Origin of the sequence: Corynebacterium lipophiloflavum DSM 44291, assembly GCF_000159635.1 — a bacterium.
GTDB classification, from domain to species: Bacteria; Actinomycetota; Actinomycetes; order Mycobacteriales; family Mycobacteriaceae; genus Corynebacterium; species Corynebacterium lipophiloflavum.
Map to the genome: position 1 here is coordinate 138,732 of NZ_GG667193.1, position 11,157 is coordinate 149,888.

An 11,157-nucleotide genomic window follows, 5' to 3' on the forward strand; every position below is an offset into this window, starting at 1 on the left:
GTTTAGCGATTCGCGGGGCGCACAACCTGCTTCTCGTCGCGGTTGAGCACGGAGCGGGCACCAGCGGCACCTGCAAAGGCGGAGATCAGTGCGCCGATGATCAGGCCGGCGAAGGTCCACCAGGAGCCAGCGGCAACCTCGGGGGCGACTTCCTGAGCGGTCTGCTGAGCCTGCTGCGCAGCTTCCTGAGCGGTCTGCTGAGCCTGCTGCTGGGCGTTCTGGGCCTCCTGCGGATCAACAGCGTCCTGTGCAGCCTGAGCGTCTTCGGAGGTGACGCTCACGGCGTTACCGGCGGACTGGGCGACGGTGCCCAGAACGGAGCCGAGGCCGCCAACGACGGAGGCGCCGAGCCAGCCGGTAAGAACCAGTGCGGCAATCAACGACGTGGCCCACGTGGCGAAACCGTGGAACAGGCCAGCGCGCACACCGAGCGCGCCAGCGACGTAGCCGGCTGCGGCGAAGGCGATTGCCAGGGAGATCACGGCGAAGATGCCGGTGGCGACGGCGGAGGAGCCCTGCAGGCCCATTGCCGCAGCGCCGACGCCGAGCAGGATCATGAGACCGAGGAAGGTCACCACGCCCGCAAAGATTGCACCCCAGGACACGTTGCCGTTGGATACGTCGGTGGAATGGGTGCCGATCCAGGCCTCCTGGCCGGTGGTGTCGCTGTCGGGCGTCTCGGTCACGGTTTCGTATGCGCGGGACTCGGAACCGGCCGGTGCCTGTCCGGTAGCGCGACGGGTAGTGGTTTGGCGCACGCGCGCGACGCGGCCGGTCTCATTCGGGTTCTGCGGTGTAGTCATAAGGAAAACAACCTTTCATTTCTTATCTGAACAAATGCGTCCTTTAACTACGCTACAGACAACCCACAGGAACTTGTGTTCCATTTGGATAACAAATTACTAATATTGCGGTCACATGATCGTCACTTTTTCGCGATGGAGGTCGCAGCCCCGATCTGGCGGATGTTGCGCCGCGCCAGGTTGACCATGCGCCCCACGCCGCCGTCCAGGACGGTCTTCACGCTGGCCGAGGTAAACCCTGTGAGCATGTCCCAGGTGATGTCCGGTGGCAGAGAGAGTGCGTCGGGGTCCGTGACAATGTCGACGAGTGCGGGACCGTCGTGGGAGAGGGCGTCGGCAAGCGCGGGCTTAAGGTCGAAAGGGTCCTCGACGCGGAAGGACTTGATGCCGACGGCTTCGGCGATGGCAGCGTAGTTGACTTCCTCGTGGTCGGTCTGGAAGTCGGGGAAGCCCTCGACGATCATTTCCAGCTTCACCATGCCGAGCGAGGAGTTGTTGAATACCACTGTCTTAATCGGCAGGTTGTGCAGCTTGACGGTGAGCAGCTCGCCGAGCAGCATGCCCAGGCCGCCGTCGCCGGACCAGGAAATGACCTGCCTGTCCGGGTTGGCCGCCTGGATGCCAATCGCCATGGGCAGGGCGTTGGCCATCGTGCCGTGCAGGTAGGAGGCGTGCTCGGCGCGCTGGCCGTTGGCGGTGAAGTAGCGCGAGGACCAGACGTTGCACATCCCGGTGTCGACGGTGATGATGGCGTCGTCGGCGGCGATCTCGTCGAGCACGGACGCGGCGAACTCCGGGTGGATCGGGGTACGCGATTCCCGCGCCGGGGTGGTGTAGGTGCGCACCACGTTCTCGAGCAGCTCAGCGTGGCGGGTGAGCATGCGATCGAGGAAGGAGCGGTCCTGCTTTTCCTCGACGTGGGGCAGGATGTTGTCAATGACGCTGGCTACATCGCCGACCACGGGCACGGCTACCTTAGTGCGCCGTCCGATGTGCGCTCCGTTGATGTCGATCTGGGCGACGTTGCCGTGCGGCAGCCAGTCGGTATAGGGGAAATCTGTGCCGACCATGATAAAGAGGTCTGCTTCCTGCGACGCCTCGAAGCAGGCTCCGTATCCGAGCAAGCCGGACATGCCTACGTCAAAGGGGTTGTCGTGGGCGATGAACATCTTGCCGCGAAACGAGTGCCCGATGGGGGACTTGATCTTTTCTGCCAGCGTGAATACCTGCTCGCGGGCGTCGCGGGCGCCGTAGCCGCAAAACAGGGTGACGGTATCGGCCTCGTTGATCGCGCGCACCAGCGCCGCGGCCTCGGCGGGGTCGGGGTAGACGCGCTTGGCGGCGCCGGTGGCGTACGCTGAGCTCACCGTGGTGGAATCGGCGACCTCGGCGGTGAACACGTCACCCGGCACCACGATGACCGACACTCCGTTTCCCGCGAGGGTGGACTGCACCGCGTTGTGCAAAACCCGCGCGCCCTGGGTGCCAGTGTGCACCACCTCCCGGTAGCCCGAGCACTCCTGGAAGATGTATTCGGGGTGGGTGGCCTGGAAGAACTCCGACCCGATCTCGGCCGACGGGATGTGGGAGGCGATCGCGAGGACTTTCGCGCCGTTGCGGTGCGCCTCGTACAAGCCCTGGATGAGGTGGGTGTTGCCGGGTCCGCAGGAGGCGCCGCACACGGCAAGGTCGCCGGTGGAGAGGGAGTCGGCGGCTGCGGCGAAGGCAGCGGCCTCCTCGTTGTGGACGTGGATCCATTGGATGCTGGAGGTGCGCACGGCGTTGGACAGCGGGTTCAAAGAGTCCCCGACGAGCCCGTAGATGCGTTTGACTCCGAGGCGCTCGAGGGTGTTGACAAGCTGCTGGGCGAAGTTGGAAGCCATGGCCCGATGATACGTCCTAACCTGCCGAGGTTGACTTCGAAAGCGCTCTGAGCAGCGCCGGATCCGTGAAATAGGCACCGTGATCGCCGCGCACGCCGTCGATCCGTGTCGCTCCGAACGACTCGGCGGACGGGGAATAGCCGTGCGCGGCGTCGTGGCGAAACCGCGTCGCGGTTATCGGGTCGCGGTCGGCATCGGCCACGAACACCTGCGGGTCGGCTCCGAGGAGCTCAAGCTTGTCGACGCTCGGCACACCGACGCCCGGGGACCCCAGCAGCCACAAGTCGTCCACTACAAGCCCCGGGCCCTGCGCCGCGCGGGTGGCCACGACCGTTCCGTAACTGTGCGACAGCACGGTCAGGCGCGCGTCGGGGTAGCGCTCACGCAGCGCGGCCTGGAACTCGGCGAGCGCCACCCCGCCCGTGCGCGCCGCTAAGGGGTCGATGCCGTGGATCACGCTCGGCGGGGGAGTATAGCCCTGCCAGACTACGACGGCCCCGCCGGCGGCGGCCGCCACGGAGCGCGCTTTATCCAGTTCACCGGCGAGTTTCTTCGGATCTCCCGTGGACACCCCGGCGACCATCGTGGTAACCCTCGCTGGGTCGACGGTGTCACCGATAATGACTGTCGTGCCCCCGGGCCCGGTCTCCAGCACCATCCCGCCGGCGCCGCGGATATCGCGCAGTGTGCTGGCGGGAAGCGTGGCGGCGAGGCGGGCGTCGATGGCCTCGACGGATTCGCCGGGGTGGTCCGCCAGCGTGTCAGAGAGGCCGTCCTCGGCGGGAAGCAGGCCGCGCAGTGCCCGGGCGGTGTGCAGGTCGAGCAGGAAGGAGATGGTGTTGAGCTGGTAGACCACTTCGGCCAGGTGGAGGTTGAGCGCAACGTGCGCCAGCCCATTGAGCTTCTCCTGCGCGCTTGCCGACGACTCCAGGATCACCGCCGCGTGCTCAAAGAGGGCCGCGATGGAGAAAATCCGCAGCGCCCACAGCGGGAAACCAGCCAGTCCAATCACGGCAGCAGTCCCGGCAAATCCCGTGGCCGCGATCGCGCCGGGCGCCGCCTCGACGCGCGCTGCCCGGTCCCGGCAAAGCGCCGCCGTCTGCGCGAGCACCACCGACGCGGCGCGCTCGGCGGCTGTGTTGAGGCGGGGGTTATACATCGCGCGCGGCCTCTTCGATTGCGGCGGCGGTATCGGCGTCGATGTAACAGACCCGATCGGCGAAAGAGGCGATCGCGGCGCAGCGGGTGAGTGCGGCGTTGAGGTGGGCGTCGACAAGCACGTGCGTGCGGGCTTGGAAGTGCTCGAGGGCTGCCGCGGTGAAACCGCCGGGCAGGCTTGTTCGGGGCAGGGGCGTAACGGGCAGCAGTGCGGTGCGTGCGGCTTGGGCGGTAGCGGTAGAGAGTTGGATGGAATTCATGGGCGCAGATTTACCGCCTACAGGTCAGAAAACAAGGGGAGGTGCGGGCGGCTGTGGATAACCCCGGGTTGTGCACATACTCTTGGGCTCATGAGAATCGCGCTGTTGCAAGTGACCACCGGGCCTGATAAAAGCGAGAACTTGGCCAACGTGTCCGTTGGTATCCGGGATGCGGCTGCGAACGGAGCGACGCTGATTGTCACGCCCGAGGCCACCAGCCAGGGCTTCGACCAGGGGCGCCTAGACACCCAGGCCGAAGAGCTCGACGGGCCGTTTGCCTCCGGGCTGCGCGAGCTGGCCGCAGAACTGGGGGTGACCATCGTCGCCGGAATGTTCCGCCCCGCCGACTCTGTGGACGGGCTCAACCGCGTCTACAACACCGCGCTGATCACAGGCGACGGAGTGCACAAAGGCTACGACAAAATCCATACCTTCGACGTCGCGGACTACACCGAATCCGCCACCGTCAAGCCGGGCGCCGACCTGGTCACCTTCGTCCACGAGGGAGCCGTGGTGGGCGTGGCGACGTGCTTTGACATCCGCTACCCGGAGCAGTTCAAAAACCTCGCCCGGCTCGGTGCGGAGGTGATCGTCGTGCCCACGAGCTGGGCCGACGGGAAGAACAAGCGCGAGCAGTGGCGCACCCTCACCGTCGCGCGCGCACTGGACACCGGGGTGTTCATCGTCGCGGCCGACCAGGCTAGGCCCGGGGGAGAGGCCCACGCGGGCCAGGCCAGCGGGCCGACCGGCATCGGCCACTCGGTCGTCGTCTCGCCAAACGGGCAGCGCATAGTCGAGGCAGGTTACGGGCCCGAAATCGTCTACGCCGACATTGACATCGCGGCAGTCGCCGAGGCCCGCGCCAGCCTGCCGCTGCTTCAACACGCCAGCTAGGACGCCGGCACCGACCACTTCTCCGGGGCATCGGGGCAGACCCGCAGCACCCCGGGAGGGGGGTTCAAGGCGGCGATGTCGACCTCCGGGCCGCAGTAGACAACCTCCCCGGACGTCGAGGGGGTCTCGACAATGCTGAACCACTCGCACACCGCGGCCAGACGTTCGAAGGTCGAGCGCTGCGCGACCTCGCCGAGCAGCGCAAGGCTAACCCGCGGCGGCTGCGGCATCTCCAGGGCGTGAAACACGATCGCCTTCGCCGCGGCCGTGCCTGAGCCCACCGCGGTGACGCTGAGCTCGCTGCGCGCGAAGCTCGGCCACACGCCTCGCGCCGCGCCGAGCGTGACGTAATCGCCGACCTGTACCTCGATTTCGCACGTGACATGGAACTCCAATTGGCAAACCGGGTTCGCCGGCAGCGCCGGGGCGAGGTTGCGCCACACACCCTGGCGGCCAACCTGCAACACCGGCATGAACTGGCCTGGGCGGTAGCCCAGGGGAAACCCCGCTTCGAGGCGAACCACGTGTATGTCCCCTTCAGGGCGCACCGCCGTCACCCGCGCAGCGGCGGCCGCCGGGACCCCCTCCACATCGGCGGCGTGGGCGGTACGCGCCATCTCGGCTGCGGCGTCCTCGAGCACGAAGCGCGCCTCGATGCCCGCCGAAAGTACCTGGCGGATCACCCGTGCGAACACCGCGTAAGCGGTGGGAGGGAAGCCGTAGCGGCGCAGGTCCAGGGCCCATGCGCGCAGCGTGTACAGGGTGGATTCGGGCAGGGTCGCCGTGGGGCTTGAGGTCAGGAAAATGTAGGTCAGAGCGTCGATAAGCTCGTGCGAGACCTTGTTCGAATCCCGCGGAAACATGCCGGCGCCCTGCGGTAGCTCGGCGATGATGGCGCTGAAAAGCTGCTCGCGCACGCGCTCGCGATCGCTGCGCAGCGTGCGCACTTCCTCCGAGAACCGATCCATAGTTTTGTAGCCTACTAATGCTTTGGAACTGCCGCGGCTCGGATATCGTCTCTGTTGTGGAATACACCCCTTACACACTGCTTACGGATATCGGCTGGATCTCCATCCTGCTCATCGTCGGCAACGTCCTGCGCAACCGACTCAAGGTTCTTCAGGCACTGCTTCTACCCGCACCGATCACCGCTGGGTTGATCGGGCTGCTGATCGGCCCCGAAGTACTCGGGCTGATCAACTGGTCCGACCAGGTGGGCACCTACACCACACTGCTCATCGCTGTGGTGTTCGCCTCTATGGCGTTCTCCATGGATCTCGGTGGCTCCATTGCTTCCGGGGCCCGCAATATGTGGGCCTACTCCACCGCGATGTTCATGGGGCAGTGGGGCATATTCATACTTCTCGGGCTGTACCTGTTCGCGCCGCTGTTCGGCACCGAGCCCTGGTTCGGGATGATGCTGCCCGTCGGCTTCGTCGGCGGTTTCGGCACCGCCGCGGCAGTGGGGTCCTCGCTGGAGGACATCGGTATCGCGGAGGCTTCCTCGCTGGGTTTTACCTCCGCGACCGTGGGCACGCTGGTGGCGATTATCGGCGGTGTCATCGTGGCCAACTTGGGCATCCGCGCGGGCCGGGCCACTGAACTCAAAGGCGAGCTCCCGACGGACCTGCGCACAGGATATATCGAGAACGAGGTGGATCGCCCATCCATCGGCAAGGCAACCACCAACCCCTCGTCGATTGAGCCGCTTGCACTGCACGGCGGTTTCATCGTGTTTACGGTGCTAATTGCCTACCTGCTCAACGGACTTATCAAGGACCAGTGGCCAAACGTGTCCATCCCGCTGTTTGCCATGTCCTTCGTCGTGGGGCTGATTGGTCGCATGCTGCTGCGCGTTGCCGGTCGCGAAAACTACCTCGACCGCGACACTGTCAGCTCGATTTCGGGCGCGGCCACCGATTACATGATCGCCTTCGGTATCGCCTCGATCGTTCCCGCGGCGCTCGCCGATTACTGGCAGGCGCTGGTGCTCATGTTCGTCCTGGGCACTCTCTTCTGCGTGGTGTGGATGCTGTGGGCGGGGCCCTTGTTCTTCGGCGAGAATTGGCTCGAGCGTGGCATCTTCGGCTGGGGCTGGGCCACCGCCGCAGTCGCCACAGGTATCGCGCTGCTGAAGATGGTCGACCCGAAGCTGAAATCCGGCACGCTCAACGAGTACGGCGTGGCCTACGTCGGCTTCGCGCCCTTTGAAATCGGCATGACCATCCTCGCGCCGATCGTGGTAATTGCGGGATTCACAACTGGTTTCGGGTGGGCTTCCTTCGCCGTTGCGGTTGGTGTGCTCATCATGAGCTTCGCGCTGAAGTGGGTGCCCGCGAAGAAACATGGCAAAGGAAAGGGGGGTCTTCAAGGCGGGTCGATGCGGATTCAAACGGTGACGAAGGCGGACTAGCGCTCGGAGGATTTCCACAAAGTTTGCCTTGAGTGGAATAGACTCAACTTTCCCGGCGTTGCGTAGGGTGGAATCTAACAGTGAAAGGAACACTCATGGCATCATTCAACCCCACAACCAAGACGCAAGAAGCCATTCAGCAGGCGTTGCAGAAGGCGTCGGCAAGCGGTAATCCCGACATCCGCCCGGCCCACCTGCTGGAGGCGATTCTCACCCAGGAAGACGGAATCGCCGCCCCGGTGCTCCAGGCCACCGGCGTCGACCCGGCCACCGTTGCCCGCGAGGCGGGCGACATCGTGGCGGGATACCCGAAGGCGGAGGGCCAGAACATGGCCAACCCGAACTTCAACCGGGACGCGCTCAACGCGATCAACACGGCGCAGGAACTCGCTGGAGAGCTCGGTGATGAATACGTCTCCACCGAGGTGCTCCTCGCCGGCATCGCCCGCGGCAACGACGAGGCCGCCGAGCTGCTGAAGAAGCGCGGCGCCACATATGAGGTGCTCAAGGGAGCTTTCCCCGCAGTGCGCGGCAACAAGAAGGTGACCACCGAGTCCCCGGAGGACCAGTTCCAGGCGTTGGAGAAGTACTCCACGGACCTGACCAAGCGTGCCCGTGAGGGCAAGATCGACCCGGTGATTGGGCGCGATTCCGAGATCCGCCGCGTGGTTCAGGTGCTCTCCCGCCGCACGAAGAACAACCCGGTGCTCATCGGCGAGCCCGGCGTGGGCAAGACCGCTATCGTTGAGGGTCTGGCCCGGCGTATCGTGGCCGGCGACGTGCCCGAGTCGCTGAAGGGCAAGACGCTGATCTCGCTGGATCTGAGCTCGATGGTCGCCGGCGCGAAGTTCCGCGGCGAGTTCGAGGAGCGCCTCAAGGCGGTTCTGGAGGAGATCACCTCGTCCGAGGGCGAGATCATAACCTTCGTCGATGAGCTGCACACTATCGTCGGCGCCGGTGCGTCCGGTGAGGGCGCCATGGACGCGGGCAACATGATCAAACCGATGCTCGCCCGCGGTGAGCTGCGCCTCGTCGGCGCGACCACACTGGATGAGTACCGCAAGTACATCGAGAAGGACGCCGCTTTGGAACGCCGCTTCCAGCAGGTGTACGTGGGCGAGCCCACGGTGGAGGACACCATCGGCATCCTGCGTGGCCTGAAGGAGCGCTACGAGGTCCACCACGGCGTGCGCATCCAGGACTCCGCCCTGGTTGCCGCCGCGGAACTGTCGAATCGCTACATCACCAACCGCTTCCTGCCGGACAAGGCCATTGATCTGGTCGATGAGGCCGGTTCGCGCCTGCGGATGGAGATCGATTCCTCCCCGCAGGAGATCGACGAGCTCGAGCGCGTCGTGCGCCGCCTCGAGATCGAGGAGATCGCCCTGGCCAAGGAGTCCGACGCTGCCTCCCAGGAGCGCCTCGCCGCGCTGCGCCAGGAGCTCGCGGACCAGCGCGAGACCCTCGGCGAGATGAAGGCGCGCTGGGCGAACGAGAAGAACCAGATCGACAGCGTTCAGTCTGCGAAGGAGGAACTCGAGCGTCTGCGCAACGAGTCCGAGATCGCGGAGCGCGACGGCGACTACGCCAGGGTTTCTGAGCTGCGTTACGGCCGGATCCCGGAGCTGGAGCAGCAGGTTGCCGAGGCTGAGGCGCAAGCGAGCGATTCGAGCCGCACGATGCTCACCGAGGAAGTCACCCCCGATGTCATCGCCGAGGTTGTCTCCAGCTGGACGGGTATTCCTGCGGGCAAGATGATGCAGGGGGAGACGGAGAAGCTGCTGAACATGGAGTCTGTGCTGGGCGAACGCGTTGTCGGCCAGCGTGACGCCGTCGAGGCCGTCTCTGATGCGGTGCGACGCTCGCGCGCTGGTGTCGCGGATCCAAACCGACCGATTGGCTCCTTCCTCTTCCTCGGCCCGACGGGCGTGGGTAAGACGGAGCTGGCGAAGTCGCTGGCGGAGTTCCTCTTCGATGATGAGACCGCGATGGTGCGCATCGATATGTCCGAGTACGGCGAGAAGCATTCGGTGGCGCGTCTCGTTGGTGCGCCTCCCGGATATGTCGGCTACGATGCCGGTGGCCAGCTCACTGAGGCAGTGCGCCGCAGGCCGTATTCGCTCGTGCTTTTCGACGAAGTGGAGAAAGCGCACCAGGACGTCTTCGACGTGTTGCTCCAGGTTCTCGACGAGGGCCGGTTGACTGACGGCCAGGGTCGCACGGTGGATTTCCGCAACACGGTTATCATCTTGACCTCCAACTTGGGTGCGGGCGGTGGCCGGGAGGAAATCATGGAGGCGGTGAAGCGCCACTTCAAGCCGGAGTTCATCAACCGCCTCGACGATGTGGTGGTATTCGAGCCGCTCTCCTCCGAGCTGCTCGTGGGCATTGTCGACATCCAGCTCGAGCAGCTAGCGCAGCGTCTGACTTCTCGACGCCTGACCCTGACCGTTTCCGATTCCGCCAAAGCGTGGCTGGCTGAACGCGGCTACGACCCGGCCTACGGTGCCCGTCCGCTGCGCCGTTTGATCCAGCAGGCGATCGGAGACCGGCTGGCCAAGGAGCTGTTGGCCGGCTATGTCCGCGATGGCGATACCGTCGCCGTGGATGTGGCCGACGGTGGGGAGGCGCTGAGCGTCGACGCGGTGCAGTAACACAAAAGGCAGAGCGTTGCCCCGGCCTCTTCGTCCACGTCGATGAACGGAGAGGTCGGGGTGGTGTGATTCTGCCCCAACGTAGGGCCGGGGCAGATTTCTTAGCTCTACCGCGTCGCTGTGACCTCGCAAGTGAAAGAGTCGAGATCAGTCCCGTCGATGTCCCCGGAAAACTCCATTCGCACAGTTAGGTCATCCCCGTTGTGCTTGAGGATCTCCACAGTGGCGTGGTCGTAACGCCAATGCGCACCATCAATGGACAGTGTCGGCTCGGCCGGCTCACCAAAAATGTTGCTCTGAAGCCGCTTGCCGACGATTGCATCTACGTTGTTACCGGGCAGCGGAAACCACTCCACCGCGACGTGTACGTAGTCGTCTAAAAGTGCCTCATTGTCCTTGTCCTCTAGCGATTCACACTCGACCTCGATGGTGAGGTAGGCACCGTCGTCGCCCTCGTCGAGGAACCAGGATGCGCTCTCCGGTCGTATATCTGCCTGGGTTGGGACAAAGCTTTCGTAGTCATCGTTCACGTGGTGTGTACTCCAAGCTTAACGGTCAACGGACGATAGGCGATTCGACGTGCCCCAAATTTTCCCATCTACTCAGGCGGAACAAAACCTGGGGCACTTCAGTCCGCACCACCAGCATGGTGTGCCGTCTTGGTGGTTGTAGAGGAGGCGGTCGCGTTGTTTTTGGTGTCTCCATCCGTAGCCGCGGGCTGTGGTGCTGGGTTTGGTGCTCATAGTGCTGCGACGGCTTCGTATGCGCTCGTTGGGTAGTAGGCGATGATCTGCCCGCTCGCGCAGATGGTGAGGCTGGTGCCGGCGTTGACCACCGCGGTGCCCTCGAAGACGTCGACGTCGCTTTCGAGGTTCCGCACGGCGATGGTGCCTGTCATGGCGAGCGGGTAGATCGACTCGGCGATGTTCAGGTCGTCGATGATGGGTGCGCCGGCCAACCGCTCGATGAGCTTGTGGCGAATGGTGTGCAGCATCATGTGGCCTCCCGTGGTATGGGCATACAAAAACACCCGCACGGGTTTTAGCCGTCGGGTGTCGTCGCGTCGAGTATAGCACCAAGCGTGACAGAATA

At 64.7% G+C, this 11,157-nt stretch carries 10 protein-coding genes; 3 read left to right on the top strand and 7 right to left on the bottom strand.

The window, feature by feature from the left end; genetic code table 11:
• Positions 1-2: 2 nt before the first annotated feature.
• The 4 genes from HMPREF0298_RS07300 to HMPREF0298_RS07315 all read right to left on the bottom strand — a co-directional run bounded on the left by HMPREF0298_RS07300 (position 3) and on the right by HMPREF0298_RS07315 (position 4,104).
• Entirely contained in the window at positions 3-803 is an 801-nt protein-coding gene (locus tag HMPREF0298_RS07300) for a hypothetical protein (protein WP_006840502.1), read from the bottom strand.
• A 122-nt stretch (positions 804-925) separates the two neighbouring features.
• The gene (locus HMPREF0298_RS07305) at positions 926-2,686 is read right to left on the bottom strand and encodes a pyruvate dehydrogenase (protein WP_006840503.1); all 1,761 of its coding nucleotides are present in this window, start codon (positions 2,684-2,686) and stop codon (positions 926-928) included.
• A 16-nt stretch (positions 2,687-2,702) separates the two neighbouring features.
• Positions 2,703-3,845, bottom strand: coding sequence for an alpha/beta hydrolase (locus tag HMPREF0298_RS11615; RefSeq protein ID WP_006840504.1), 1,143 nt, complete (start codon positions 3,843-3,845; stop codon positions 2,703-2,705).
• Complete coding sequence (locus tag HMPREF0298_RS07315) at positions 3,838-4,104, bottom strand: hypothetical protein (RefSeq protein ID WP_006840505.1); 267 nt, start codon at positions 4,102-4,104, stop codon at positions 3,838-3,840. The genes HMPREF0298_RS11615 and HMPREF0298_RS07315 overlap by 8 nt, the downstream gene beginning before the upstream one ends.
• Positions 4,105-4,194: 90 nt before the next feature.
• Between HMPREF0298_RS07315 and HMPREF0298_RS07320 the strand changes: the two genes are divergently transcribed.
• Positions 4,195-4,998: a carbon-nitrogen hydrolase family protein gene (locus tag HMPREF0298_RS07320; protein WP_006840506.1), complete on the top strand. Its 804-nt coding sequence runs from the start codon at positions 4,195-4,197 to the stop codon at positions 4,996-4,998.
• On the opposite strand, the gene HMPREF0298_RS07325 is transcribed toward HMPREF0298_RS07320, so the two are convergent.
• Positions 4,995-5,966 carry a ferredoxin reductase domain-containing protein gene (locus HMPREF0298_RS07325; RefSeq protein WP_006840507.1) on the bottom strand — a complete coding sequence of 324 codons (972 nt, stop codon included), beginning with the start codon at positions 5,964-5,966 and terminating at the stop codon, positions 4,995-4,997. The genes HMPREF0298_RS07320 and HMPREF0298_RS07325 overlap by 4 nt on opposite strands.
• Positions 5,967-6,022: 56 nt before the next feature.
• Here HMPREF0298_RS07325 and HMPREF0298_RS07330 point away from each other — a divergent pair, with 56 nt between their 5' ends.
• Complete coding sequence (locus tag HMPREF0298_RS07330) at positions 6,023-7,411, top strand: sodium/glutamate symporter (RefSeq protein ID WP_040422892.1); 1,389 nt, start codon at positions 6,023-6,025, stop codon at positions 7,409-7,411.
• 95 nt (positions 7,412-7,506) lie between these two features.
• On the top strand, positions 7,507-10,065 hold the full coding sequence (clpB, locus tag HMPREF0298_RS07335; protein WP_006840509.1) for an ATP-dependent chaperone ClpB: 2,559 nt from the start codon (positions 7,507-7,509) through the stop codon (positions 10,063-10,065).
• A 107-nt stretch (positions 10,066-10,172) separates the two neighbouring features.
• Here clpB and HMPREF0298_RS07340 read toward each other — a convergent pair whose 3' ends face one another.
• Together HMPREF0298_RS07340 and HMPREF0298_RS07345 are read right to left on the bottom strand one after the other, a co-directional pair.
• Positions 10,173-10,595 carry a hypothetical protein gene (locus HMPREF0298_RS07340; protein ID WP_006840510.1) on the bottom strand — a complete coding sequence of 141 codons (423 nt, stop codon included), beginning with the start codon at positions 10,593-10,595 and terminating at the stop codon, positions 10,173-10,175.
• Positions 10,596-10,804: 209 nt separating this feature from the next.
• Positions 10,805-11,062 carry a hypothetical protein gene (locus HMPREF0298_RS07345; RefSeq protein ID WP_006840512.1) on the bottom strand — a complete coding sequence of 86 codons (258 nt, stop codon included), beginning with the start codon at positions 11,060-11,062 and terminating at the stop codon, positions 10,805-10,807.
• Positions 11,063-11,157: the final 95 nt, after the last annotated feature.

Coding starts and splice junctions, on each gene's coding strand:
- HMPREF0298_RS07300 (WP_006840502.1), bottom strand. CDS start 803: ATGACTACACCGCAGAACCCGAATGAGACCGGCCGCGTCGCGCGCGTG.
- HMPREF0298_RS07305 (WP_006840503.1), bottom strand. CDS start 2,686: ATGGCTTCCAACTTCGCCCAGCAGCTTGTCAACACCCTCGAGCGCCTC.
- HMPREF0298_RS11615 (WP_006840504.1), bottom strand. CDS start 3,845: ATGTATAACCCCCGCCTCAACACAGCCGCCGAGCGCGCCGCGTCGGTG.
- HMPREF0298_RS07315 (WP_006840505.1), bottom strand. CDS start 4,104: ATGAATTCCATCCAACTCTCTACCGCTACCGCCCAAGCCGCACGCACC.
- HMPREF0298_RS07320 (WP_006840506.1), top strand. CDS start 4,195: ATGAGAATCGCGCTGTTGCAAGTGACCACCGGGCCTGATAAAAGCGAG.
- HMPREF0298_RS07325 (WP_006840507.1), bottom strand. CDS start 5,966: ATGGATCGGTTCTCGGAGGAAGTGCGCACGCTGCGCAGCGATCGCGAG.
- clpB (WP_006840509.1), top strand. CDS start 7,507: ATGGCATCATTCAACCCCACAACCAAGACGCAAGAAGCCATTCAGCAG.
- HMPREF0298_RS07345 (WP_006840512.1), bottom strand. CDS start 11,062: ATGATGCTGCACACCATTCGCCACAAGCTCATCGAGCGGTTGGCCGGC.